The organism is Paenibacillus marchantiophytorum, from assembly GCF_014640555.1.
Lineage (GTDB): Bacteria > Bacillota > Bacilli > Paenibacillales > NBRC-103111 > Paenibacillus_E > Paenibacillus_E marchantiophytorum.
This window is the reverse complement of record NZ_BMHE01000022.1, coordinates 81,353-107,091: the sequence shown is the minus strand read 5'-3', so window position 1 is coordinate 107,091 and position 25,739 is coordinate 81,353. Positions and strand designations below refer to the sequence as shown.

20 protein-coding genes and 2 pseudogenes are annotated in these 25,739 nt (G+C 45.3%); 18 read left to right on the top strand and 4 right to left on the bottom strand.

From position 1 onward, the window contains the following. Both IEY34_RS20375 and IEY34_RS20370 read left to right on the top strand, forming a co-directional pair. Window positions 1–884: pseudogene (locus IEY34_RS20375) on the top strand (collagen-like protein); the annotation flags it as partial. A 142-nt stretch (window positions 885–1,026) separates the two neighbouring features. After that, complete coding sequence (locus IEY34_RS20370) at window positions 1,027–1,596, top strand: S-Ena type endospore appendage (protein ID WP_189014558.1); 570 nt, start codon at window positions 1,027–1,029, stop codon at window positions 1,594–1,596. 47 nt (window positions 1,597–1,643) lie between these two features. On the opposite strand, the gene IEY34_RS20365 is transcribed toward IEY34_RS20370, so the two are convergent. Then, the gene (locus IEY34_RS20365; protein ID WP_189014556.1) at window positions 1,644–1,985 is read right to left on the bottom strand and encodes a DUF3992 domain-containing protein; all 342 of its coding nucleotides are present in this window, start codon (window positions 1,983–1,985) and stop codon (window positions 1,644–1,646) included. Between the two features lie 27 nt (window positions 1,986–2,012). Then, complete coding sequence (locus IEY34_RS20360; RefSeq protein WP_189014554.1) at window positions 2,013–2,384, bottom strand: DUF3992 domain-containing protein; 372 nt, start codon at window positions 2,382–2,384, stop codon at window positions 2,013–2,015. A gap of 229 nt (window positions 2,385–2,613) precedes the next feature. Between IEY34_RS20360 and IEY34_RS20355 the strand changes: the two genes are divergently transcribed. The 10 genes and pseudogenes from IEY34_RS20355 to rpmF all read left to right on the top strand — a co-directional run bounded on the left by IEY34_RS20355 (window position 2,614) and on the right by rpmF (window position 13,927). Further along, complete coding sequence (locus IEY34_RS20355; protein WP_189014552.1) at window positions 2,614–3,612, top strand: substrate-binding domain-containing protein; 999 nt, start codon at window positions 2,614–2,616, stop codon at window positions 3,610–3,612. Beyond that, window positions 3,593–5,032, top strand: a complete 1,440-nt coding sequence (locus tag IEY34_RS20350) for a sensor histidine kinase (protein ID WP_189014550.1) — start codon at window positions 3,593–3,595, stop codon at window positions 5,030–5,032. The genes IEY34_RS20355 and IEY34_RS20350 overlap by 20 nt, the downstream gene beginning before the upstream one ends. Continuing rightward, window positions 5,029–6,567 (top strand): response regulator, encoded by a 1,539-nt coding sequence (locus IEY34_RS20345; protein ID WP_189014548.1) that lies wholly within the window; start codon window positions 5,029–5,031, stop codon window positions 6,565–6,567. The genes IEY34_RS20350 and IEY34_RS20345 overlap by 4 nt, the downstream gene beginning before the upstream one ends. A 23-nt stretch (window positions 6,568–6,590) precedes the next feature. Next, on the top strand, window positions 6,591–7,703 hold the full coding sequence (gene xylF, locus IEY34_RS20340) for a D-xylose ABC transporter substrate-binding protein (RefSeq protein ID WP_373291297.1): 1,113 nt from the start codon (window positions 6,591–6,593) through the stop codon (window positions 7,701–7,703). Window positions 7,704–7,822: 119 nt separating this feature from the next. Further along, the gene (locus IEY34_RS20335; RefSeq protein ID WP_189014546.1) at window positions 7,823–8,920 is read left to right on the top strand and encodes a sugar ABC transporter substrate-binding protein; all 1,098 of its coding nucleotides are present in this window, start codon (window positions 7,823–7,825) and stop codon (window positions 8,918–8,920) included. Window positions 8,921–9,017: 97 nt separating this feature from the next. Continuing rightward, entirely contained in the window at window positions 9,018–10,538 is a 1,521-nt protein-coding gene (locus IEY34_RS20330) for an ATP-binding cassette domain-containing protein (protein WP_189014544.1), read from the top strand. Between the two features lie 11 nt (window positions 10,539–10,549). After that, on the top strand, window positions 10,550–11,725 hold the full coding sequence (locus tag IEY34_RS20325; protein ID WP_189014542.1) for a sugar ABC transporter permease: 1,176 nt from the start codon (window positions 10,550–10,552) through the stop codon (window positions 11,723–11,725). A 395-nt stretch (window positions 11,726–12,120) separates the two neighbouring features. Next, window positions 12,121–12,458: pseudogene (locus IEY34_RS38140) on the top strand (transposase zinc-binding domain-containing protein); the annotation flags it as partial. Window positions 12,459–13,287: 829 nt separating this feature from the next. Next, window positions 13,288–13,674, top strand: coding sequence for a DoxX family protein (locus tag IEY34_RS20315; protein ID WP_189014538.1), 387 nt, complete (start codon window positions 13,288–13,290; stop codon window positions 13,672–13,674). Window positions 13,675–13,750: 76 nt separating this feature from the next. Next, window positions 13,751–13,927, top strand: coding sequence for a 50S ribosomal protein L32 (gene rpmF, locus IEY34_RS20310; protein WP_189014536.1), 177 nt, complete (start codon window positions 13,751–13,753; stop codon window positions 13,925–13,927). A gap of 60 nt (window positions 13,928–13,987) precedes the next feature. On the opposite strand, the gene IEY34_RS20305 is transcribed toward rpmF, so the two are convergent. Further along, window positions 13,988–14,200 carry an alpha/beta-type small acid-soluble spore protein gene (locus tag IEY34_RS20305; RefSeq protein WP_189014534.1) on the bottom strand — a complete coding sequence of 71 codons (213 nt, stop codon included), beginning with the start codon at window positions 14,198–14,200 and terminating at the stop codon, window positions 13,988–13,990. A gap of 135 nt (window positions 14,201–14,335) precedes the next feature. Further along, window positions 14,336–14,971, bottom strand: a complete 636-nt coding sequence (locus IEY34_RS20300) for a bifunctional 4-hydroxy-2-oxoglutarate aldolase/2-dehydro-3-deoxy-phosphogluconate aldolase (protein ID WP_189014532.1) — start codon at window positions 14,969–14,971, stop codon at window positions 14,336–14,338. A gap of 275 nt (window positions 14,972–15,246) precedes the next feature. On the opposite strand from IEY34_RS20300, the gene IEY34_RS20295 reads away from it, so the two are divergent. Genes IEY34_RS20295 through IEY34_RS20270 form a run of 6 tightly spaced genes read left to right on the top strand, consistent with a single transcriptional unit; the run spans window position 15,247 to window position 25,734 of the window. Further along, window positions 15,247–16,155: an ABC transporter permease gene (locus tag IEY34_RS20295; RefSeq protein WP_229757743.1), complete on the top strand. Its 909-nt coding sequence runs from the start codon at window positions 15,247–15,249 to the stop codon at window positions 16,153–16,155. Window positions 16,156–16,168: 13 nt separating this feature from the next. Next, complete coding sequence (locus IEY34_RS20290) at window positions 16,169–17,053, top strand: carbohydrate ABC transporter permease (protein WP_229757742.1); 885 nt, start codon at window positions 16,169–16,171, stop codon at window positions 17,051–17,053. 17 nt (window positions 17,054–17,070) lie between these two features. Next, window positions 17,071–18,669, top strand: a complete 1,599-nt coding sequence (locus tag IEY34_RS20285; RefSeq protein ID WP_189014530.1) for a type 2 periplasmic-binding domain-containing protein — start codon at window positions 17,071–17,073, stop codon at window positions 18,667–18,669. 20 nt (window positions 18,670–18,689) lie between these two features. Then, window positions 18,690–19,763, top strand: a complete 1,074-nt coding sequence (locus IEY34_RS20280) for a sialidase family protein (protein ID WP_189014528.1) — start codon at window positions 18,690–18,692, stop codon at window positions 19,761–19,763. Between the two features lie 29 nt (window positions 19,764–19,792). After that, window positions 19,793–22,132 carry a helix-turn-helix domain-containing protein gene (locus IEY34_RS20275; RefSeq protein WP_189014526.1) on the top strand — a complete coding sequence of 780 codons (2,340 nt, stop codon included), beginning with the start codon at window positions 19,793–19,795 and terminating at the stop codon, window positions 22,130–22,132. Between the two features lie 38 nt (window positions 22,133–22,170). Continuing rightward, window positions 22,171–25,734 carry an S-layer homology domain-containing protein gene (locus IEY34_RS20270; protein WP_189014524.1) on the top strand — a complete coding sequence of 1,188 codons (3,564 nt, stop codon included), beginning with the start codon at window positions 22,171–22,173 and terminating at the stop codon, window positions 25,732–25,734. Window positions 25,735–25,739: the final 5 nt, after the last annotated feature.

Genomic DNA, 25,739 nt, shown 5'->3' with positions numbered 1-25,739 from the left:
CGGGAGTAGCGGGAGTGACAGGGGCAACGGGTCCGACGGGTGCGACTGGAGTAGCGGGAGTGACGGGAGCTACGGGAGTGGCGGGAGTGACGGGAGCAACGGGAGTAGCGGGAGCAACAGGAGCAACGGGAGTAGCGGGAGCAACAGGAGCAACGGGTGCCACGGGAGTGACGGGAGCAACAGGGACTACGGGGGCAACGGGAGTAGCGGGAGCGACAGGTGCAACGGGAGCGTCGGGTGCAACTGGAGCAGCGGGTGCAACGGGAGCAGCGGGGGCGACGGGTGCAACGGGAGCAACGGGAGTAACGGGAGTAATAGGGGCGACGGGTACTGCGGGAGTAACAGGAGCAACGGGAGCCACCGGAGCCACCGGAGAAACAGGAGCGACGGGGCCTAATTTTGCGGCTGTTGGATTTTCGGCTTTTTTGTCTACTCTTACCATCTCGACGAGCACGCAGCTTTCGAATTGGTCGGTTGCGAATCCGTATTTTAGCAATGCGGCTTTTAATGCAGTGACAGGGAATTTCACCGTTCCGGTGACGGGAAGATATTCTATTTTGGCAACGGTCAACTATTCCACCACAGCTGCTCTGGCAGTAAATCTTGGTGCTGGAGTCAATCCTTACTTTGCTGTTCAAAGAACATCGCCAACGGCAACTAGTTTAATTAATGGACTTTTACCTATTCTCAATGTAAATATTGCGCTGTTATTGACTTTAAGGGCTGTTCTTGGAAGTGGTGCTGTTACACTGGCAGGTGAGGTTACGCTGTCGGCAGGTGATGTCATTGGGCTTTTCTATGTGGCGAACGGATTGACAATTTCACTCAATGTGGGGAATGGTTCAACAAATGGCGTTGTATGGTCCATGCACGAGCTGACGTAATTTGAAATAAATCCGAATTATGTATAACCATGTGATCATTAATTTCATTTAATAGAAGTGAGGGTCGAAAACGTGGTTTGCATGAGGAGGGAACGAGCTGAAAATTCGAACATGTAAGACAAAGAAGAAAATAGTTGCCTTTATGATCGTTATGGAAGCAAAATCCTCCTGTAAACCTAAAAAGAAACGGAAATGCCGCTGCATTCCCAAGAAGAAGCGTTGTGAAAAACAGGAGCGAAGGAGACCTGTTTTTCCCGTATATCCGTGTCCTCCCAAACGGATGCACAGAAAAAAAAGAAATCCAAACTGCTGTATAACTCCACCGTGCTTTAGACCTGTATATCCGGTCGATCCTGTAGATCCTGTTGACCCTGGGAAGCCTAAGATCAGCACGGTAGTGGATAAAGAATGCTGCGGCAATATATTGCTTCAAGGGAAGCAACCTGGATTTGTTATTTGGGAGAATGATGTGGATGCAAATATGAGTGTTGTGCAGATCAGTATTTTCTCAAATTCAAATAGTTCAGAAGCACTGGAAGTAGAAGTTGAAGGGGAAACGAAGAAACTCATGTTCGTTCCACCCGGCAGTACAACCAACTTGATTGGAAAAGGCATCACTTCCGTAAAAATTGTTACACAAGGTAATGAATTGTCTTATGTGGAAGGGAAATACGTGATTTCAACGACACTACAACTAATAAAAAATGGCTAGGCAATTCCTAATCGATCATAGAAATGCCTAGCCCGTAGATTTTGTAGTTATAGGCTGTAACGTACTGTAATGCAGAATTCACCCTGTGCAGCAGCTGTTGTTGTGACAGAAATTGTATTGAATCTTGCAACGCTAAAAGACGAACTTCCACCTGCAGGAATGGTTATCGTTTGAATTGGAGCAACGACACCTGTTCTTAGGAAATTGACTGTGATCGTTCCTGTACCAATTTCAGATTTCACGTAACCGGTGCCTGTGATAATCTGAGAAATGTTATCCGTAAAGAGTGTTTGCGTACCAGCGGCAACCAATTGCCAATTCGTACAAACTTTATCTTGCACAATAATTTTTTCCGAGCAACAACTCAGGTCTGTAGCTGTATGACACATAAGCGAATTTCCCTCCTAATTGGCTTATTATTGGATTGGGTAACGAGTTGTAATACAGAACTCTCCTTGATATGTGCCAGCAGTTGCTGCCGGGAGTGTGATTTGAATAACACTGAATCTGCGGTAAGTAAAAGCGAGACTAGTGCCAGGTGCAAGAGTAAGGGTGGCATTGATCGGATTACCCGCACTATCCAGGAAATCAAGTGTAATATTTGCGGGTCCTACGTCGTACTGCAAATATCCGGTTCCCACAATATTCTGATTCAAGTTATTGGTGAAGGCGACGATGAGTACATCTGCAGCAACAACGGTACCGCTCCAAGGTGTACAAACCTTATCTTGGACGTAATTTTTATCGGAGCAACAAGTCAATGCGGTTGAAGTAGAATTACAAGCCATTGCAAATACCTCCTATTGTTAGTTTCTAAACTATTTAATGCAGGCAGCAACCTGCTCGCTTGGACAAACGCCTGATTTTTATATTTTTTTTAAGTTTGTTGGCTGGGAATGTTGTCTGAACGCGTACATATAGAAAAATTCAACTAAAAGTCATAGATTATGTAACACCTAATTGATTTGTTTTAGGTATATACTAAATAGTAGTCATGTCATTTAACGTGGAGAACGTATGAAAAAATTGATCGTTATTGCCATCATTCTCAGCAGTTGCTTTACGCTGGCCTATTCTCTGTATTATTTGCTAATGATTTTGCAAAGCGAATCGGGCATGATGTCAGCGGTAAAACCATTGCCTTACGAACACTCGGACCGCATCGTTATTATTTCGCAAGAGCAGGGCAGTTTCATGATGAATGACATTCAAAAAGGTGCGCGTGATGCGGCTGAAACGAATCTAATGTTGATTGATTTTTGGGGCGTCTATCGATCTAATGTTGAAGAGTTAATCAAGCAGCTTGATATTGCAATCGCTTCCAAAGTGAGTGGGATTATCGTTGAAGGCTTGGATCATCCGGAGTTCGATCGCATGGTGAAGAAAGCGACGGCCAAGGGGATTCCGGTGATTACGATTAATTCCGATGCGCCAAGCAGCCTGCGCAAAACGTATATTGGTTCAGACCATTATCAAGAAGGCATTCTGATAGGAGAACATATCGCTGCCGAACTGAAAGGCCAGGGAATAGTCGGGGTGATCCGTAATATGACAACGCCAACTATGGATGATATGCGATTGAAGGGTTTGGGTGAAGTATTTAGCAAATATGACGGAATTCAGATGGTATTTGCCGCTGATGACCATGAAATTACACAGCCTAATATGCAAACGTACGATATCTTAAATCATTATCCCAAGGTCAGTGCCTTTATTGGATTGCCCACAGAATCTGGAAACAGTATAGTGCAAGCGGCGCATGCGCGTTCTCAGACTAAACAATATCAAATCTTTCTTTTTGATGATTCTCCGCAAACGAGGTTGCTGCTCAGGAATGGCCAAATTCAGGCAGGGCTTTCTCAACACTATGAAGAAATGGGGAGTTTAAGTGTCAATCTGATGAGACGATGGCTGGATGCTGCTAAACTTCCTCTGAATAGCAGTTATTTCACGAAGATCAGTGTGGTTACATCCGCCAGTGAAAAGGAGTCAGCCCTTGAAAACCATACGCAGTAAAATGATGATGCTGTCGATCCTGATTTGGATCATTATGGCGATTATTTGGCTCTCTATGAGCATTTACAACCAACGAACCGTGGAAAAATACAACGAAATTTTACAGCGCTATATGCAGATGAACCAAGCCTCGCAGTTAAGTCAGCAATCTTTGACCTCCTTGAATAAAGTTCGTATGTCTCCTACACTTGAAAGCCTGAACCAATACGACAGTGCAAACAAAGCTCTGCTTAGGACAAAGTCAGATTTAAATTGGCTGCGCAACTTAAGCAATAGATTGCCGCTCGATAATCTTCAGCATATGCTCGAAAGTCAGTCGGAAGCGATGGATCTGGCGGTGCGATTTCAAAAGGATAATGATGAGGAGAACGCAGCCAAAGCATTTGATGAAGCAACCCATATTTCCAAATATATTTCGGATGCGACTTTAACCTTGATCAGCGGCGAACAGAACACCTATGATGCTTTCTATCGCAACATAATTAAACGCAGTGATGATATTATAAAAATGGGTTTTTGGACATTAGCTTTGGTATCCTTGCTGCTGCTGTTGTTTTCTTATCGATTTGTTAACAGTGTGACGCAGCCCTTGTTAAGATTGACACAGGCTGCTCGTGAATTATCGCGAGGGAATTTCAAGAATCCTATTGTGATTAATAACAATGATGAAATGACCTTTTTGGCAAAAACGTTAGATAGTATGAGGTTGAAAATTGGCACTCTAATCGATGATATTCAGAGTAAAGCCCAATTGGAATATGACCTTCATAAGCACAAGCTGATGCTGAAAGAAAGCGAGCTGAAGAGCTTGCAAAGTCAGATTAATCCTCATTTTCTTTTTAATACGTTAAACATGCTGTCAAAGGAGGCCTATTTGGCAGGTGCAGGGAAGACAAGCGAGTTAATTAGCTCGGTAGCTGGCATGCTTAGATACAATCTTCGACAATTAGACAGCAAGGTATCGTTAAAGGATGAGCTGGAGGTTCTGGATGAATACTTGACGATTCAAAAAGCGCGATTCGGAGATCGGTTGCGTGTCGTGAAGGAAATTGACGATCAAGCCCTTTACATAGAGCTGCCTATTCTTATTTTGCAACCACTTGCAGAAAATGCTTTTATTTATGCGATCGAACCGGCAGAAGAAGGCGGGACGTTGACTTTTCGCGTGAAGGCTCAAGGGGATTGGGTCATTGTGCAAATCCAAGATACGGGGCAAGGCATGGAGCCTGAGCAATTGAAGCGGCTGTTAACACAGCCGGAAAATGCGAATTACAAAGGGCATTCAACTGGAATTGGCATCTGGAATGTTATCCACCGGCTGCAATTATTTTATGGTGTAGAGGATATTATTGATATTGAATCCCAGATTGGTATAGGGACGTGCATCACATTAAGGCTGCCAAGGGGGCAAAGCATATGATTCGTCTGTTGATCGTGGATGATGAACCAATCGAACGCATCGCGCTGCAACAAATCATTGAGGAGGGTTCACTCGATATCGAGGTAGTGGGTCAGGCATCCAACGGGAGAGAAGCGATAGCAGCAGCAGAGAGGCTTCAGCCGGATTTGATTACGATGGATATTAAAATGCCAGGCATGAACGGGCTTGAAGCCATTGAGAAAATAAAGGAAGATCACCGTGGGATTGCATTTATCATTGTGACAGCGTTCGATACATTTGAGTTTGCCCAGCAGGCGATAAAACTGGGCGTGTATGATTATCTGCTTAAACCTAGCCGAATTTCGGTTGTCCTTGAAACGATAGGGAGAGTAGCCACTGAGATTAAGAATGCCAGGATTGAGCATGCAGACAGAAGTATGGATAAGCAGCGATTGCAAATGATGATGCCGATGGTGGAAGCAGACATTGTGGAGCAATTATTATTTGATTATGTCCATTACTCCGATGTGAACGAAATGATCGTTCTGTTGGATCTCCCCAGTGTGCGGGATGGATTCGTTATGAATGTGCTTTTATCATCACCAGAGCTGTACGCACATTTCATCCAAAAACTGCAGGAATTCACGATCCCGTGCTGGGTTAGTAAAATGTCTGGCAAACAAGTTCAGCTCATTGTTTTTCTGGATGGAGCAATGACCTACCGCGCACAAGCCGTTGGGATAGCAAGGAAATTAATTCAAGCATTTCATAAGAGCGCAACATCTAGCTTGTTCATCGGGATTGGCGGGGTTTGCCAGAATTTAAGGGATATGCGCCGTTCTTATCAGGAAGCGCTGCATGCTTCTCTCGATACGTCCTGGCCTTCCCGCTATTGTTTGTACGAAGATTTGCCTCCACAGGACAAACTGGATATCGGCAGCCGGGCCCTTGAGATGGAGAAGAACGTACTTGAAGAAGTACGACGCGGCAACTGGGAATTGGCCAGTGATCAACTAGCTATCATCATGGATGTCTTCGAAGGGAGCGGCCAACAGGTCGGAATGGCGCAGCAGCGCATTTTCGAAGTATTGATCATTGTGACTAAAATGCTGCAGGAAATGGGAATTGAGGTAGGCAAGCCCTATTTTCCTTATTATGCATCCAACTATAGGCAGTTGAAAGCGGAGACCCGCATCTTGTTAAACGGTTTATTTCAAGTTGAGCAAGTAGAGTCCGATATGCTCGTAACTATCAAACAATTTATCCAACAACATGCCCATGAGGATCTTTCCCTGGAAAGAATTGCAGCTGCTGTGAATCGTAACCCTTTCTATGTCAGCAAGTTGTTCAAAGAGCATTATGGCATGAATTATATTGACTTTCTTACTGAATATCGCATTGACACGGCCAAACAGCTCATGCAAGAGTCCGATAAAAGTCTGAAGGAGATCACATTTGAAGTTGGGTACAACGATCCCAATTATTTTAGCCGAGTATTCAAGAAGCTTGTTGGCTGCTCTCCGACAGAGTATCGCAAACTGCTGCTTAGACCTACGAAGAAAAAGCAGATCTAGCTGCGAAGGAGAGGTTTATTCTGATAACCAGGTGGAAATGGCGTGGACTCCTTAGTTTAGTTGGCTTATTGGCATTCTCGCTATCGGCATGTTCGATTTTCCAAGACAACCCGTCATCCGGCGAAAACGGCAAGGAGACTTCCGAAGCAAAGGTTATATCCACTGTAAAGGATTTGAAAAACAAAAAAGTAGTGGTCGGCTTATCGATTGATACGCTTCTTGAAGAGCGATGGCTAAAAGATAGAGATTTGTTTAAAGTAGCTGTAGAAAGGCTTGGCGCGGAAATTGAAGTGCAAGCTGCGAATGGAGATGATGCGAAGCAAATAGCCCAGGCCGAGAACATGATCTCACAGGGAGTCGACGTTCTGGTGGTCGTTCCACATAATGCGGAAGTTTCGGCGGCTATTGTGGATAAAGCGCATAAAGCAGGGATCAAAGTGATGTCTTACGATCGTTTAATCGTCAATTCGGATGTTGATCTCTATGTCTCTTTTGATAATGAGAAGGCGGGGGAACTGCAAGCGAAGGCGATTGTTGCCAAGGCTCCGAAAGGAAACTATGTGCTGATCGAAGGCGCAGATACAGATAATAATGCTCATATGTTCAAAAATGGCCAAATGGCTATTCTAAAGCCGCTTATTGAGAAAGGCGATATTCATATCGTGTTTGATCAATCAACGAAGGAATGGAAACCTGCGAATGCTCTGGCGAATATGGAGACCGCACTTCGAGCGAACCGAAACCAGATTGATGCGGTTGTAGCGGCCAATGATGCGACCGCTGGCGGGGTTATTCAAGCGTTAGCCGCCGAGCATCTGGCAGGCATAATCCCTGTGTCCGGGCAGGACGCAGAACTGGCTGCTGCCCAGCGCATCGTTGAAGGGACTCAAACAATGACGGTTTATAAACCGATAGCCAAATTAGCTGAAAAAGCGGCAGAACTTGCGGTACGTATGGCTAGGGGAGAAATCATTCAGGCAGATAGAAAAGTCAACAATAAGAAAATGGATGTGCCCTCGATCCTGCTTGAACCGATTGCCGTTGATAAATTTAATATCGATGACACGATTATTGCTGACGGCTTTCACAAGAAAGCCGAGGTTTATAAGAACGTGAAGTCAGAAATTATCAAATGACAAAATAATCTAGCATTGTGAATGAAAGTGCTATTATTAGACGCAATCAAAGGTGATTTCGGGTGATATACTCATCATGTAATTGGCGTGAAGCCAAAACAAATGAGAGGGGTATCCGAATGAAAAGCAGTTTGAAAGCGATTTCTCTACTGGTAGTCATCATGTTGTTTACCATTGTAGCAGCAGCGTGCGGGTCGAGCAGCAAAGTGAGCGTAGGTATTGTTTTGCCAACGAAGGATGAACCTAGATGGGTTCAGGATGAGCAAAGATTCAAAGATGCGTTAAACGGTACGAAATATACGACTGAAATTTTGTTCAGCCAAGGTTCTTCCGCGAAAGAAAAGGAAAACGTGGATGCTTTGATTGCCAAAGGAATTAAAGTTCTCATTATTTGTCCACAAGACGGTGACGCAGCTGCAGCTTCTGTTGAAGCAGCCAAAAAAGCCGGCATCAAGGTCATTTCTTATGACCGCTTGATTACAAATACGGATGCCGTTAACTACTATGTCACATTCGACAGCGTCGCTGTAGGTAAAGCACAAGCTAAATATTTGGTGGATCATGCCAAAGGCAAAGGCCAACCTTTGTACTTGTATGCTGGTGCAGCCTCTGATAACAACGCATTCTTGTTCTTCCAAGGCGCTTGGTCAGTGCTTCAGCCCAAAATTGCTGACGGCACGTTCAAAGTTGCGAACTCCAGTGAAGCTGTAAGCCTGCAAGCTACCGCTGAACTCAGCCGTGATCAATTAAGCAAAATCATTGGTCAGGTGACCACGAACTGGGATGCTAACGAAGCAAAGAACAAAGCTCAAACCCATTTGACTGCAGCTTCTGCGGATAAGAAAGGCGATGTCGCGATTTTGGCGCCAAATGACGGCACAGCTCGTTCCATTGCGGATGTATTCGCAACAGATAAAGCGATCACGAGTTTCTTCGTGACAGGTCAAGATGCGGAGAAAGCTTCCATTCAATACATTATTGACAGCAAACAATCGATGACGGTTTTCAAAGATGTTCGTACGCTAGTGAAAGATGCAATGGGCATGGCGGTTTCCATCCTGGATGGTAAAACACCAGAAACGACGGGCTCCTACAAGAACGGTAAGATTGATGTAAAAGCGAAACAAACGAATGTTATTGTTGTTGAGAAAAGCAATGTTAAATCTGCACTTATTGATTCCGGTTACTACCAAGCCAGTGATTTCAAAGGTCTATAATCACAAACAAACATAGGTTGGACGGATAGTGATAGACACGTCTATCACTATTCCTCTATTTCATGCGTTGTTTTTTGTTAAGGGGCGTTGGGTGATTATGAGTGAATGGATATTAGAAATGAAGCAGATTTCCAAAGAATTCACAGGTGTCAAAGCACTTTCGCATGTTGATTTTAAGGTGAGTACCGGTGAAATTCACTGCTTGATCGGCGAAAATGGCGCGGGAAAATCGACGTTGATGAAAGTGCTGAGCGGCGTCTATCCGCATGGCACTTATTCGGGGGATATCGTCTTTGAGGGCAATGTGCAGCAGTTCTCCAGGATCAGTGACAGTGTTCAGGCAGGCATTGCTATCATTTATCAGGAGTTAGCCCTATTTCCCGATCTTACTGTGTATGAAAATATTTATGCCGGGAATGAAGTGAGGAAAGGCCTGTTGGTGGACTGGAATCAAACGATTCTTCAATCCAAAGACATGCTGAGGAAAGTGAAGCTTACTGTTAGTCCTGAAGTGCTGGTCAAAGATTTGGGCGTTGGCAAACAACAGCTAATTGAAATCGCCAAGGCTTTAAGCAAGAAAGTCAAACTGCTCATCCTGGATGAGCCAACCGCAGCGCTGAATGAAACCGAGAGTGAAAACTTGCTGGAACTTTTGAGAGAGCTCAAGCATCAAGGGATTACTAGCATTATGATTTCTCACAAGTTGAAAGAGGTTATAGCCATTGCGGATAAAGTGACCGTTCTGCGTGATGGTCAGACGATATGTACCTTGGACGCTTCCAAAGGGGAAATTTCCGAAAGTGTAATTATCAAACACATGGTCGGCCGTGAAATCGAGGATATCTATCCGAAAAGATTAAATAAACAGATTGGCGCTCCCCTTCTCACTATTCATAATTGGACCGCCTATGATGTTCAGCTGGGCAGAGAAGTTGTGAAAGACGTTCACATGCACGTTAACAAAGGTGAGATTGTAGGTATTGCAGGGTTAATGGGTTCGGGTCGGACTGAACTGGCACAAAGTATTTTTGGCAACCCCAAAGCATATAAGCTGCAAGGGGATCTTTACCAAGACGGTGTGAAAAAAGTGTTCAAACATCCAAGGGATGCTATCGATTCCGGGATCGCCTATGTGACAGAGGATCGCAAAGGGGACGGCTTATTTTTAATTCAGGATATTAAGCAAAACATGTCTGTAGCTAATTTGAACGCAATTTCTTCACAGGGTGTTATTAACAATAATGAAGAAGTGAAAATCGCTAATCATTATAAACAATCTTTGAATGTAAAAGCGTCTTCGATCGAACAAACCGTTGGTCATTTGAGCGGAGGGAATCAGCAAAAAGTGTCGCTGGGTAAATGGTTATTTGTCAATCCTAGCTTGCTTATTCTGGATGAACCTACACGTGGAATTGACGTCGGTGCTAAATTTGAAATATATACGATAATGAATAAGCTGATTAGCGAAGGCATGAGCATCATCATGATTTCGTCGGAGTTGACGGAAGTATTAGGAATGAGTGATCGTGTCTATGTCATGGCCGAAGGGAAAATAACAGGCGAGCTGTCGATTGAAGAAGCTGATCAAGAAACCATAATGAAGCTTGCTACGCATTAGGAGGAAGACCCGTGCCATTTTATCAGGAAGCGAAATCTTTGATCAAACATAATATTCGGGATTATGGGATGTATATAGCCTTATTTATTATTATGGCAACCTTCTCCATTATGACGGATGGATTATTCATGTCATCACGCAACATCAGCAATTTAATTGATGCTACAGGCTATATTGCTGTACTGGCAGTAGGGATGACGCTTGTTATTGTCATTCGCCATATTGATTTATCCGTTGGCTTTGCAGCCGGATTTCTAGGAGCGATTACTGCTGTCCTACTGACACAGGCAGGAGTTCCGTTTTATTGGACGATACCGATTATTCTCGTTCTCGGTATTGTTGTTGGTTTATTCAATGGCTTATTGGTTGCTCAATTCGGGATTCCGTCCTTTGTTGCTTCCTTGGCAGGGATGCTGATATTCAGAGGCGCTTTGCTGCGTGTAACGGAAAAAACGGGTACGATTATTATTAAAGATGATCATTTCAATGCAATCGGCAACGGATTTATTCCAGCTATCGCCAAAGTGAATGGATTAAATTTGCTTTCGCTCATCGTGGGTGCAGTGATCATTGTCATTTATTTGTACAGCGAATTATCCAAGCGCAGCAGTAAGCTCAAGTATCAATTTGAGGTCATTTCCAAACCTATTTTTGCGGTCAAATTAATTTTTGTTTCGGCAATTATTGCGTATATCACTTGGATTCTCGCTGGATACAATGGATTTTCATGGACGGTAATTGTTGTATTGCTGGTCGTGGTTGTGTACCATTTTCTGACCAGTTCGACGGTATTAGGACGACATATTTATGCCGTAGGCAGCAATCCAGAAGCAGCGAATTTAAGCGGGATCAGTGTGAAGAAGATTACGTACATCGTGTTTGGTTCGATGGGGATGCTTTCGGCCTTATCGGGGATTCTGTTCACAGCCAGGTTGCAATCGGCTACGACGACAGCAGGCACTTTATTTGAACTAGATGCCATTGCAGCAGCCTATGTGGGTGGGGTTTCAGCCGCAGGCGGCGTCGGTAAAGTGACAGGCTCGATTATCGGAGCGATCGTCATGGCGTCGTTATCCAGCGGGATGAATTTACTTGGGATCGGCATCTCGTACCAGTATATGATCCGTGGCGCGGTGCTGGCCATTGCTGTTATTTTCGATGTCGTTACGCGGAAAAAGAGAGCTTGAGTTGTGAGGGATGCAGCTAATGAACTGTATGATGCTTATAGACGAAAAAATGGCTACTTTGGAGATTTAATGAACGGAGTTAGCGCTACCCGGCACTTTATTGGCTGAATGGTGATCATTTGCTTGAAATAGAGCATCTGGCATTCATTAGATTTTCAGAGTGAGCGATTTTGGCCGAATAAAGGGTATTCAGTTCCTTAAAGGGCTTGGTTTTCCTCAAGCTTCATTGACTGTGTGACTTAGCCTGCAGGCTAAGTTTTTCTTAGAATATATTATATGTTTTGGGGTGAGCGAAGCTTACCCCTTATTTAGAATAATAGAAAGTATAAGTTTTTTTAGTGGATTTAGTGGATTTAGGGGATTCTACCTATTTAGTTTTTTGGTACACTTAGAATATGAAACAGGACATCCTACACCGAATTTTTCTTTGATGAGAATCGCTACTATGAAGCCAATAAAAGCAAGGATGGCAAAAAGATACGTTCCGTAGTGCTGAAAGAAATCCGGAAATTTAGAGATTGTGGAAACCCGAAAAAAGGGTTTAAGCTGCTCGCATGTGAAGGGTGCCACGATCTTAAAGTGGTGCCCTTTTCAGTGCAAGGGACGTTTCTGTACGACGTGTTCATGCGGGGAAACGGAAGCGTGGAGCCGTGTCTTGTCTGAGGACGTATGTCAAGTCAACCATCGACATGTTATCTTGACCATCGACGAAGGTCTAAGAGACATGTTTTTGGGTTGGGGTGAGTGAAGCTTGCCCAGAATTTAAATGTTGGAGATTGACGCCAGTCACCAGGCTTGGGTTGTAGGCGCCCCCATCACGATGGAGGGGTTCGATGCGGTGCGATGATGATGATGATGATGATGATGATGAGATGAGATGAGACGAGATGCGATGAGAACAAGGTAGCTGTGAACGTACTTATGTGTTCGCATTGCTGCTGGTTTGGAGGTATAAACAAGCTATTTGGCAGAATGAGATCCTCTAGCTAGCTTTGCAATCGCGCGGAGATAAGGGAACGTCAAGCCGCGATTGTAGGAAAATGTGTCATGATAGACATCCAGAGGGAACTACAGTCCGCTATAAGCCCGAAAACCGCCATATTTCACGCCAGAGGGAACTACGATCCGCTATTGCACCATTTCCCGGTTGGAATCAGCAGGTTCCGCTTAAATAGCGGATCTCAGTTCCCGTTCATGCTACGTTTACCCCAGTTCCCGCCATTTAGCGGATCATAGTTCCTTTTCACACGACGATCTCTGTCATTTCAAAGCCCAAAGGGAACTAGGATCCGCTAGATTGCTGAAAACCGTTATGAAGATGCTCATCTCTCAGGGCCGCAAAGCCGCTTCTCTTATGGATATGGTGGAAACGGTGGAAGCAGCGTTGATGAAATAATTAGCCTCAATTATCGCAAATCAGCAATTTAGAAGAAATCAACAGACTGAATTTGTGATAATATAGGTTTGTAATCTGTAGGTTTGTAATCAGTAGGTTTGTAATCAGTAGTATGTAATCAATAGTTTGTAATCAATAGGGAGTCAGTATAAAGGAGCGAAGAACAATGACAAGAAACATATCCAAAGGACGTTTATGGACAGGCAGAGTATTGAGCTGGATTGCTATTATATTTATGCTTCTTGACGGTATCATGAAATTGATCAAGCCCGCAGTGGTCGTAGAATCGACGGTTTCACTCGGATTTCAGGAGCATCATATCGTTGTGATCGGCATACTGGGGCTATTGGCTACGATTCTTTATGCCGTTCCCCGTACGACGATTTTGGGTGCAATCTTGTTAACCGGTTATTTTGGCGGCGTGCTCGCCACGCAATTACGGATGGATGCTCCGCTTTTCTCGACCCTTTTATTTTCGGTGTATTTGGCAATCTTGGTTTGGGGAGGCCTTTGGCTGCGGAATGAGCAAGTGCGCAAACTTTTTTTATCGTAAATTTTTCCTGAATCCATTAGACAATTACCCAAAGTAATGGTATTATATAAAAGTTGTTTAAGGAGGTGTTTTGACAATGGCTGTTCCTCAAAGAAGAACGTCCAAAACACGTCGCGATAAGCGCCGTACTCACTTTAAACTGGAAGTTCCAGGTATGGTGAAGTGTGAACAATGTGGAGAATTCAAACTTTCCCACCGTGTTTGCAAAAACTGCGGTTCATATAAAGGCAGAGAGATTATTAAAGCTCAATAATTTCATATGAATTGCAAAAAGACTACAGCACCGCAAGGTGGCTGTAGTCTTTTTTGTTGTTTAGCGCGTGTAGCCAGTAAGTTGCTGCTCAGCAATTTGCACTAGTCTTTTCGTGATATGGCCGCCAATAGCGCCTGCATCCCGTGTAGCAAGGTTGCCGTTGTAACCATTTGGTTGCAGCGGAATTCCAAGTTCTTGTGCGACTTCCAGTTTAATTTGATTTAAAGCTGCTTTTGCCTGTGGAACGACTAATGTGTTGTTATTGTTAGCCATCTTAGCCAACTCCTATCTCGTGGTGTACTAGTATTGTGTGGAGTGAAAGGGAGTCTTATACATCCGAATTCATGCTTGAGTAAAAAAGAAAAAAACCTTCAGGAGGAACCAATTCCTGAAGGTTTTTGCTATTCGTTAGCCTTTGGACGCAGCAAGCAAGCGTGATGCTTTATCTGTAATCCATGCGTAGTTGCCAGCTTGAATTTGTGGAAGATTAATGAGTGAGCCGCCAATGCCTAAGCCATAGCAGCCGATTTGCAGAAATTCATGAATGTTTTCTTCGGTGACACCACCTACGGCCATCATGGGAATATGGGAGAGAGGACCCATCAGTTCCTTGATATACGTGAGGCCAAGGCTGGCGCTTGGGAATACTTTGACTGCTGTTGCGCCGGCTTTCCAAGCTTTCACAATTTCCGTTGGCGTTAGAGCGCCTGGGAAGATTGGAATTTGTTGACTGTGTGCAAAACGAATGACTTCCTCATCGGTGTTGGGTGTCACGATGAAAGCAGCGCCGGCAGCTATAGCGCGTTTGGCATCGTCCAAATCCAGAACAGTGCCTGCACCTATGTACATCTGATCTCCAAGCTTTTCTTGCAGTTGAGCAATCATGGTTAGAGCGCCAGGCGTATTCAAGGTAATTTCCATGACCGTCACGCCACCTTGCAACAAAGCGTCAGCCACGAACGCCATATGTTGTTCTTCGACACCTCTGACAATAGCAATGATTCGAGTGCGTTCGATTTCAAGTAATCCTTTTTCACGATTCATAGTGAGATCCTCCAAGTTAAGTATAGGCTCTATTATGACATGCCTAGGACCAAACATCTATCCTAACAAGCAGAAAAACCTTATAAAACCTGCAATTGTAATCAATGAACCATACAGGTCAACAGACTTCTATATACGGTTAAGGGGCTCAAACACTAGGATAGAGGTATCCCGCAGAGGTGGAGGAGATGCCGATAAGCAGCTCAGGTTAGGTTTAAGATGACAAGGGATTAGAGACAGAAAGCAAGGATATCGGAGAGGGGGCAACCAGAATTGTGAACAGCGTATCGCTTAAAGGAATCAGACGAAATTGGGAATTATACCTATTGATCTTGCCAGCCCTTGTGTATGTCATCGTGTTTGATTACATTCCCATGTATGGCGTCCAAATTGCTTTCAAAGACTTCAACGCCGTGCAGGGAATATGGGGAAGTCCTTGGGTGGGACTGCAGCATTTTGAACGATTTTTTCAGGGGTATTATTTCCAAAGGCTGCTGACGAATACGGTGTTGATTAGCGTGTACTACTTAATTATCAGCTTTCCGCTGTCAGTCATGTTCGCGCTGTTAATTAATGAAATTAGGCAGGTCATGTTCAAGAAGACGGTACAGCTTGTCACGTATGCGCCTCATTTCATTTCGACCGTAGTCCTGGTAGGGATGATGGCGATTTTCCTTTCCCCGAAAACCGGGTTGGTGAATCAATTCATCCTGTGGACAGGAGGAACTCCGATTGATTTTATGGCGGAGCCTTCATGGTTCAAGTCTTTGTATGTGTTTTCGGGTGTATGGCAGAACATAGGCTGGAATTCCATCCTGTTCATCGCGGCTTTGGCCGGCGTTGATCCGCAGCAGCATGAATCGGCCACACTGGAAGGAGCCAGCAAGCTCCAGCGTATCTGGCATATCAATGTGCCGGCGATTATGCCAACGGTGATGATCCTGTTTATAATGCAATGCGGGCAAATTATGGCCGTAGGCTTCGAGAAAGTGTTTTTGATGCAAAATGATGTAAACATCAGCGCATCCGATATTATTTCCACTTATGTGTATCGATCGGGCGTGTTGGGGGCTCAGTACAGCTTCTCTGCGGCGGTAGGATTGTTCAATTCGGTCATCAACTTAATCTTGTTAATCGTAGTGAATCGAATTTCGAAAAGGCTGACGGATACAAGCCTATGGTAAGGAGGGATCGAAGGTGGGCAGACTAGCGCAAACCAGAGGAGACAGCGTATTCGATGTTGTCAATGTTGTGATATTAAGTTTAGTAACAATGCTTGTTCTCTATCCGCTCGTATTCGTATTAAGTGCTTCGTTCAGCAGTCCGGCCGCTGTGGTTGAAGGTCAAGTATGGCTGCTGCCCAAGCAGATCAACGTGCAATCCTATATCCGAGTTTTCCAAGATGACGGGATTATGAGAGGATATATCAATACATTGATTTATACTTGTGTAGGTACGGCGCTTAATCTACTTTTGACCATAGGCGCTGCGTATCCTCTGTCACGTAAAGATTTTGTAGGTCGTCATGTTTTGACCATTATCTTTGTCATAACGATGTTTTTCAGCGGCGGGTTGATTCCAACCTACTTGTTAATCAAGAACCTCGGTTTGATTAATACCATTTGGGCGATTATTATACCGGGTGCCGTGTCGATGTGGAATATTATTATTATGCGAACTTTTTTTCAGGCGATTCCGGTTGAACTCCAAGAGTCAGCCCAGATCGATGGATGCTCGAATTTCCGCATGCTCATCAGCATCATCCTTCCGTTGTCGATGCCGGTTATAGCCGTCATGCTCTTATTTTATGGAATCGGCCATTGGAATTCTTTTTTCAATGCACTTATCTACCTGTCGGATTCTCAGAAATATCCACTGCAATTAATTCTTAGACAGATTCTTTTGCAAAATCAGATGGGCAGCATGGTTAGTGGCTCCGAAGCTTCCGTGGACCAAATCATGCTGACAGAAGGCTTGAAATATGCCGTCATTATCGTCTCCAGTCTGCCAGTATTACTGTTATATCCATTTCTCCAACGTTACTTCGTCAAAGGAGTCATGATTGGAGCTATCAAAGGCTAAATAGGGGGATTCACATCATGCTGCATCTTAAATCCATTAAAACCGCTTTCGTTGTAATTATGGCGACAAGCCTGCTCTCGGCCTGTTCCAATACCGATAAGGCAACACCGTCCGTACAACCTGCTAATGCAAGCAAGACATTGAATGAAACGGGTATGCCAATCGTGAAGCAGCCGATTACGCTTCGGATGATGGCGGGCCAATCGCCGCTTCAAGGGGAGTGGAAGGATAAGCTTCTCTGGAAGGAAGCGGAGAAAAGAACGGGCATTCATATCGATTGGAACTTGGTTCCGCAAGCGAGTCTGGAAGAGAAGAAGAACCTCCTGCTGGCGACCAATGATATTCCTGATGCCTTCTATGGCGGAGGGATTAATTCACAGGACATGATCACGTACGGACAACAAGGTTTATTCATTCCATTGAATGATCTGATAGATAAATACGCGCCTAATTTCTCCAAAATTCTCAAGGCGAACCCAGAAGTGCTCAAAGGAATCACTGCCCCTGATGGCAAAATTTATGGACTTCCCAAAATGTCCTCCAATATTACGCACCGGATTGGCACGAAGATGTTCATTAATCAGAAATGGCTGGATGAAGCAGGGAAGAAGATGCCTGCAACAACCGATGAGCTCTACGATGTGCTCAAAGCGTTCAAGACCAAAGACCCGGACCGCATTCCGCTGAGCAGCACGGATATCAATAATACCCTGCGTTCTCTAGCAGGAGCATGGGGACTTTACAGCCGCGGCAATGCGAACGCTTACGTCGACTATGACGATAAAGCAGGAGCTATGCGGTTTATGCAAACCGATCCGAAATACAAAGAGTTGCTGACCTACATGAACAAACTGTATGCGGAAGGCTTGCTGGATAAAGAAATTTTCACCAACAATGCAACGATCCTTACTGCCAAAATCTCCAAAGGCCTTGTAGGCGGATTCTCCAATATTAATGTCGTGCCTGCAGGACAATTGAAAGCGAATTATGCTGGTTTGGGCGCTGCGCTGAAAGGTCCGTCCGGTGATCAGAACTGGGGAGGCATTAGCCCTGTCCTGCAAAACCAAGGTGCTTTCGTTATTACCAAGAACAACAAAGAGCCGGAAGCCACGATGCGTTGGGCGGATTACTTTTTGGATGGCGAAGGAGCCGTTCTCTATTGGATGGGCGTTGAAGGCAAGACATTCGAGATGAAGGATGGCAAATATCGCTTTGTTCAGGACATTGTGAACAACAAAGACGGTCTGACCCTGGATCAAACGATTTCCCGCGAGCTTGTTTCACCGTTTTCTGTACACCCTATTGTTCGTGAAGAGCGGTTTGCTTGGGATACCGGAGAAGGCATGCCGGAAGTTATCGCAGCAGCCAACAATTTGAAGCCGTTCGTGCCGAAAGAAATATGGCCTGCATTCTTGTTCACCAAGGAAGAGAATGATCGCCTCAAAGCATTGAGCAACGATATCCAGACTTATGTCGGTGAAATGCAGACCCAATTCATTATGGGAAAAGCGCCGTTCTCCAAATGGGATGAATATGTAGCGACAATCAAGAAAATGGGACTGGACGAATATATGAAGATCCATAAAGACGCTTATGATCGCTACAAACGCAACTAGGCAGAAAGTGAGGAAGCGCCATGAGACCCAATTATGATTTGGCGTTGGACGGGGCAGCGATTCAGTCCGTGAGCGGCGATCGCTACCAAATTCGCCAGTGGCAAGGAATTCCCGGTATTGAATGCGCACCGGACCATAGATTGTGGGCGGCATTCTATAGCGGGGGCAAAGGAGAAGGCCCCAACAATTATGTCGCTCTCGTGAAAAGCGAGGATCGCGGACAGACCTGGTCGGATCTGCTTTATGTAATCGATCCGCCGGATCAGGTGCGAGCTTTCGATCCTTGCTTGTGGAAGGACCCAGCAGGACGCTTATGGGTATTCTGGTCCCAAAGCTTCAGCTGGTACGACGGACGCTGCGGGGTATGGGCTTCCGTCTGCGCGGACCCAGGAGCTGACGAGATTGTCTGGTCTAGCCCTAAGCGTATTGCCGATGGTATTATGATGAATAAACCAACGGTGCTGAAGAGCGGAGAATGGCTGCTGCCGATTGCTGTATGGGCTTGCCACGAATCACCGCTGAACGAATTGCCTGAGCAAACCTTTTCGAATGTGTATGTGTCGACCGATGAGGGAGTAACGTTCCAACTGCGAGGTTCTGCGGACATTCCGAATCGTCACTTCGACGAGCATATGCTTGTTGAACGAGCGGACGGAAGTCTCTGGATGCTGGTCAGAACGTTCTATGGCATCGGGGAGAGTGTCTCGCTGGACGGCGGACGTTCCTGGTCGCCTGGCAAGCCGACTACGCTTGGCGGTCCGAGCTCGCGTTTCTTCATACGCAGACAGCAATCAGGCCGTTTGCTGCTGGTCAACCACTATGGCTTCAAGGGGCGAAGCCACCTGACCGCCATGCTGTCCGAGGATGATGGACTCACATGGAATAGCGGGTTGGTTCTGGATGAAAGATCAGATATTTCTTACCCGGATGGCGTAGAAGATCGGGAAGGTCTTATTTACATCATTTATGATAGGGAACGGGAGAAAGCCAAGGAAATAGTAATGGCCGTGTTTACCGAAGAAGATATTAAGGCAGGGACATGTGTGACGAAAAATGCTGCCTTGAAGCAATTGGTTAATAAGGCCAGCAATTAAGAAAGTCCGGTAAAGGAGTAAGACGACATATGAGCATTGGAAAAAAGCAAAGAACACCTCAGGTATCACGACTTATGACTTACTTTTTTTCTTATCTGTTCTTAGTCGTCTTTCTACTTGCCGCTATCGGAGGCTTCGTCTACACGAAGTTTTTCGATACGCTTGAGGGGATTGTCGAACAGTCCAATATCACCTCATTGAAGCAGATCCGTGATCAGATCGATCAACGCTTTACTGAATTGCGGCAAATGTCGTTGCAAATCACTAGTAATAATAAGCTGCTGAGGTATTCCTTCTCTGAAGGTGGCTATGAGACGAAACAGGGCATTCAAGAGCTAAGGTCATATGGCTCTACACACTCCTACCTGCTGGATATTGGTCTGTATTTCAATGGCATGCAGGAGCAGAAGATTTATGCGGCAAGCGGTGTCTATGATCTGGACACTTTTTTTGAAAACGTATACCCTTTCGCGAATTTGAACCATGAGGAATTCGAGAAACTTGCTGCAGGACTGAAGGAGCCGTATTTATTGCCCGTTCAGTCGATCAGCGTGAATGGCGCCAACAAGTTGGACGCGGCTATCTACATGTTCCCACTCCCAGGCAATGGGGTTAAACCGACGCAAGTAGTTCTTTATTTGATCAGTGGGGCGGAACTGAAAAAGGCGATAGGGGGGGCAATTAAGGAGTTTGAAGGCGAAGCCTTCATTATTGATAAAGATGATCGAGTAATCGTATCCGCTTCCAGCGGAAGCGGGGAAGGGAAGGACGCAGCCAGACTGCTTCCCTGGCTGCCTGCCGACCGTACGGCCTCCATCGTGAGCAGCTTGAATTTGCCCGAAGGACCGCATTCTTCCGTCCAACTCGAATCCGGCTTCATGCCTTGGTCTTATTACGTAGTCGTGCCGACGGCGCAGTTTCTTACCGTGGTTAGGCAAACACAGACGATATTTTATGTCATCGTGGTATCGGTTCTGCTGCTGGGGATTGGCTTATCGCTCTTCCTTGCCAGACAACATTATAAGCCCATCAAGAGGCTGCTGGATTCCGTTCGCAAGAACCCGTCATCCGAGGTGCATCGGCAAAATAATGAGCTTGGCTGGTTGAGCGAAGCATTTGAACATATGAATTTGGAGAATAACGACCTGCGCTCGCATCTGCGGACCAAATCAGCGGCATGGAAAGAAAAGATTCTGGCTGATCTGATCAAAGGCAATGTGAGATCCCGCGAGGAACTGGACGAACTGACAGGGAAAGCAGGCATGCAGCTTGCTTATGAACGGTTCGCTGTCCTGCTTATTCGTATTGATGATTACCGCAATTTCGAGAAGACGAACACAGCGATCATTCAAAATGTCCTCAAGTACAGCATTATGAATGTAGCGGAGGAAATTTCCATGGAGTTAGGCCATGGCTATGCCATCGATTTAACAGAAAACCGCGGTGTTGCGCTCTTGGTAGGGATTAAAGCGGAGGAAGACGCGGAATGTGAAGAGATGCTGCATGAGGCAGCAGAAAAAATTCGCGATTTCTTTGAGCGGCTTTTCCCTTTCACGGTTACGTTAGGAATCAGCGAATTGTTTCATCATGTACTGGATATGCCAGTGTATTACAGGCAAGCCGTTGAAACGTCGCATCGTCGATTCTTGGAAGGGAACAACCTCGTTCTGCTGTATCAAGATGCCCCTATGGAAGAAGCGAACTCGCATTATGAGTTTATGGACGAAGCTGCCGCCAAGTTGATTAAGGCTATTAAGCTGGGCGATCGCGAATTGGCGAGCACGGTCATTGCCGAAGAGATTCAAGCAATGCGCGGCAGCGATCTGGCGTCAGGAGCAGCGCAAGCGCTATGCCAAGGGTTGATTATGGCCGTGCTCAAATTGGCTAAGGAGATTTCCCGGGAAGAACAGGATCGGGATTCAGATGAGATGCTGCAAGCTTTTGTTTTTGAAACCGTGGAGGAGTTTGAGCGCATCTTCCTGCGTTACTGCATCCGATTTGCCGACGAAATGGGTCGCAAGAAGGAAAGTCGGAATTTCGAACTGCGCGATAAAATCGTGGATTATGTTGCGCAGCATTATGCCGACGTGACCTTAAATTCCAACCAAATTGCCGATACCTTCGCGGTTTCTCCTTCGTATTTATCGCGATATTTCAAAAATCAGACAGGAACGACGCTAAGCGACTACGTGGAAGAAATTCGCATGAATCAAGCGAAGGAATTGCTGCAAGCAAGGTCGATGAGCGTCAAAGAGATTGTGGAGCGGGTCGGCTACCTAGACCAGTCCCATTTTATTCGTAAATTTAAGAAAAGAGAAGGGATAACGCCCCAACAGTACAAGCTGCTGTTCCCTGAATCCAGGGAGTAGCGGCCGTACATCTGGGTGAGCGAATAGGAGGATGGAAAATGAAAATTTTCGCAAAATTCGTAAGCATCTGTATGGTCTTCACTTTCGTATTGAGTGTTATCAGTGCAATGCCGTCGCAAGTATCTGCTCAAGACCCCGTCATTCCTGATATCGATCAAGTATCAGCTTCATGGCCAGTAGTCTTCGAGGATACTTTTGCCTCACCGACAGCCAAATGGGATGCTCCAGCCGGCAACTATATGAATTATGAGTATTTGAATGGACGTTTCGCTGCCAAGGATACAAATGCCAGTTCAAAAGCAAGGATCAAAAGCAGAAGCTGGTCGCAGTTTCTTTTAACCTTTAATCTCGTGATCCCGGATATCTCGACAGCAGGTTCTTTCATGAGGGTTGACCTCGGCGATAGCCAAAGCAGCAATTATGATTCCTTATTAGTGAAATCCAATAAAATCTCGTTTTACAAATCTGGCATCGTCGGCGAGACGAAGCTTGCTGATTACACGTTGGAATCTGGGGTCAGCTATGATTTTAAAATACTCGTTGATGGCAATTCGGCGATCGTACAAATGAAGAAGAATGATCAAACCGTCTATCAGACGATAGGGATGTATAGCAACCTGTTTGCAGCTGAGAAAAGAACGGTGACTTTCGGACACAATCTGTTGAAGCCAAGCTTGGACAATGTCAAAGTTTATTCGCCGGAAGCTGAATTCCCGCAAATTCCTGATGTAGACCTAGCAACAGCTTCTTGGCCTACGGTTTTTGAGGATACGTTTGCGACTGCGACTAGCAAGTGGGATGCGGCACCGGGGAATTACATGAACTATCAATATGTGGATGGCAGGTTTGTAGCCAAGGACGCTAACTCTATCTCCAAGGCGAGGATCAAAGGCAAGTCATGGAAGAAATTTCTGTTGACGTTCAATCTCATCATTCCTGATGTTTCGGCGTCAGGCGCGTTCATGAGGGTCGATTTTGGCGATAGTCAAAGCAGCAATTATGATTCGTTGCTAGTGAAGCCCAATAAAATCTCATTTTACAAATCAGGCATCGTTGGTGAAAGTAAGCTTGCCGATTATACCCTAGAGTCGGGGGTTAGCTACGATGTTCGATTATTGGTGGATGGCAATTCGGTCATCGTGCAAATCAAGAAGAAAACCGAAACCGCTTATCAAACGATGGGGATGTACAGTGGGTTATCCACAGCAACCAAAAGAACGGTCACATTCGGGCATAATTTATTGAAGCCGAGCCTGGATGATGTACGAGTACTAGCATCAGCCGCCGATAATCCGTATACGGGGCCGATTCTGAGCAGCTTGCAGTTCTATAAAACTTCGATGAACCTTCGTGTGGGTGACACCGAAAATTTGAGGGCGATCTACGAACCCAAAAATGTGGAGTTGGACGATGACAGTGTTGTATGGAGCAGCAGCAACGAGCAAATCGTTAAGCTAAATGGAAGCGCTTCAAAAGCTAGGGCAGTAACGGCCGTGTCGCCAGGAACTGCTGTGATCCAAGCGGTAACCGCCAATAACAGCATTGTCGCAACCTGTCAGGTCACAGTAACTCCGGCCGCGGCACAGGCTTATGGGACAGCATCATTTGCTGTGTATGGGGAAAAGCAAGTTATCCCAACGGCTCTATATGGCATGAATGATCCCAAACTGAATGATCTCGGTCGATCCGATCAATGGTACAATGCAAGAAACAATTCGCTGATGAAAGATCTGGGGTTAGATCTCCTCAGAGTGCCTGACGGCACAGCGGCCAATTATTATTTATATAAGGACGGTTCATTAGTCAATGCGAACGATCCGCGTTATGCGAATGTGACAACGGGGTTCGAATACACTTCTGTCAGCGGCAAGAATAATGGCAAAAATGGCATTTATCTGAACGATATATTCCAGACTCCGAATGAGCTTAATTTGCCAAGCACTTTTGTGCTCAATGTTGCCTACCAGTCTGTAGCGGACATCATCGATGAAGTGCGGGAAATCCGAACGCTGTCGGTGCAGCCGATTCACATCGAAATGGGCAATGAATTTTATTTGAATAAATATGGCAATGCTTTCCCTTCGGTGACCGACTACGTCTATAAAGCGCGCCAAGTGTATACGGCGATTAAACAAATAGATCCGACAATTAAAGTCGGCATTGTTATTTTGGATAAATGGCAAGAAACGATCATTGTGGGCAATCCAGACGCACATAAGCCCAACGATCCGCTTGACCTGGTCGACACGGCCCATAACCGCTATGTCAGATGGGAGGAGTGGAATAGGACTATTGCCGCAAATCCAGATATCTATGATGCTGTCATCCCACATGAATACACTGGCATCCATGACCTTGACAATTTGACGCAGGAGAAATTCATGGACTTTCTTACTGTGAATAATGAAAACAGATATCAATTGATCAAAGAGCAGTCATTGCAATTTCCGAATAAGGAGTTTTGGATCACAGAATACGGTGGCATTAGCGGACTTATTTTTGGCGGCGAAACGAATTTGGCCGAAAAAGGAAGAATTCATTTAGGGAAGACGCCTGCCTTTGCCATGCATTATATGGAAAGATTTTTGAATTTCATTAAATCCGGCAAGGTGCAGATTTCGGCTTATCATTGTCTGGTTGACAATCAATTTTTTGGTGTCGTACAGGATCGGTTAGATACCAATAATAAGGCAGGGATGGTCGTTCTTCCGCCCTACTACACCTTCAGAGAAATTGGGCAATTGCTCAAAGAAAATGAGTATTATTATGATATGAACATGACATCAGGCGATTTCAGGATGATGAACAACGCCGTGCCAGCCGATTATGTGTATGGCAAAGACTTGAAAGTGAATGATGTAGGAGCTTGGGGTCTAGGGGATGGCAATGGCCTCAAAACCGTCGTGTTCAGCAATCGAACTAACAAAGAAATCGAAGTATCGCTGCCAGGTCAGCAAATGATGCCTATCTGGTCGTACGGCGGAGATCCGGTGCCTGATTTTCTTGTTAACGACTACACCATATGGAGACAAGAGCCGAAAAGCAATCCCTATCCCACTATCCCAGGCAATCAGTTCGCGGCTACGGCAACCTTAAAACCTTACACGATGACCGTGGTGAAACTTCATGAGAAAACATATGAAGATGTCAACGCCAATTATTGGGCCAAATCAGCAATCCAAACGGTTGCTTCCAAGGGAATTGCAGCTGGTGGAACCGCGAGCTATTATTTACCGGAAGCGCTAATTACCAAAGCGGATTTTACTGTTATGCTGGCCAAAGCTCTGCAAATACCTAACGATTACTCCGATACACCTACTGTCTTTACGGATATAAGTGCAGCGAGCAACGTGAATTATCCTGCTATTATAGCCGCTGCAGGAAAGGGAGTCGTAGAACGAGACTCAGCCGGTAATTTCAACCCTAACCAGACGTTAACGAAGCAGCAGATGGTGGCAATGACGCAAAAGGCGGCTTCTATCCTCGGGAAGAACGCGGATATTGTGACGACTTATTCAAGCTTCAGCGATCCGAATTCCAATTCCGCGGCTGCGACACGTGCGGAAGCTGCCAAAATTGTTTATGTCCTGTTAGGACTATAGAGGAA

Bases quoted from the DNA above. Each gene is read 5' to 3' on its own strand.
- IEY34_RS20370 (WP_189014558.1), top strand. From the start codon at position 1,027: ATGATCGTTATGGAAGCAAAATCCTCCTGTAAACCTAAAAAGAAACGG.
- IEY34_RS20365 (WP_189014556.1), bottom strand. From the start codon at position 1,985: ATGTGTCATACAGCTACAGACCTGAGTTGTTGCTCGGAAAAAATTATT.
- IEY34_RS20360 (WP_189014554.1), bottom strand. From the start codon at position 2,384: ATGGCTTGTAATTCTACTTCAACCGCATTGACTTGTTGCTCCGATAAA.
- IEY34_RS20355 (WP_189014552.1), top strand. From the start codon at position 2,614: ATGAAAAAATTGATCGTTATTGCCATCATTCTCAGCAGTTGCTTTACG.
- IEY34_RS20345 (WP_189014548.1), top strand. From the start codon at position 5,029: ATGATTCGTCTGTTGATCGTGGATGATGAACCAATCGAACGCATCGCG.
- IEY34_RS20335 (WP_189014546.1), top strand. From the start codon at position 7,823: ATGAAAAGCAGTTTGAAAGCGATTTCTCTACTGGTAGTCATCATGTTG.
- IEY34_RS20330 (WP_189014544.1), top strand. From the start codon at position 9,018: ATGAGTGAATGGATATTAGAAATGAAGCAGATTTCCAAAGAATTCACA.
- IEY34_RS20315 (WP_189014538.1), top strand. From the start codon at position 13,288: ATGACAAGAAACATATCCAAAGGACGTTTATGGACAGGCAGAGTATTG.
- rpmF (WP_189014536.1), top strand. From the start codon at position 13,751: ATGGCTGTTCCTCAAAGAAGAACGTCCAAAACACGTCGCGATAAGCGC.
- IEY34_RS20305 (WP_189014534.1), bottom strand. From the start codon at position 14,200: ATGGCTAACAATAACAACACATTAGTCGTTCCACAGGCAAAAGCAGCT.
- IEY34_RS20300 (WP_189014532.1), bottom strand. From the start codon at position 14,971: ATGAATCGTGAAAAAGGATTACTTGAAATCGAACGCACTCGAATCATT.
- IEY34_RS20285 (WP_189014530.1), top strand. From the start codon at position 17,071: ATGCTGCATCTTAAATCCATTAAAACCGCTTTCGTTGTAATTATGGCG.
- IEY34_RS20280 (WP_189014528.1), top strand. From the start codon at position 18,690: ATGAGACCCAATTATGATTTGGCGTTGGACGGGGCAGCGATTCAGTCC.
- IEY34_RS20275 (WP_189014526.1), top strand. From the start codon at position 19,793: ATGAGCATTGGAAAAAAGCAAAGAACACCTCAGGTATCACGACTTATG.
- IEY34_RS20270 (WP_189014524.1), top strand. From the start codon at position 22,171: ATGAAAATTTTCGCAAAATTCGTAAGCATCTGTATGGTCTTCACTTTC.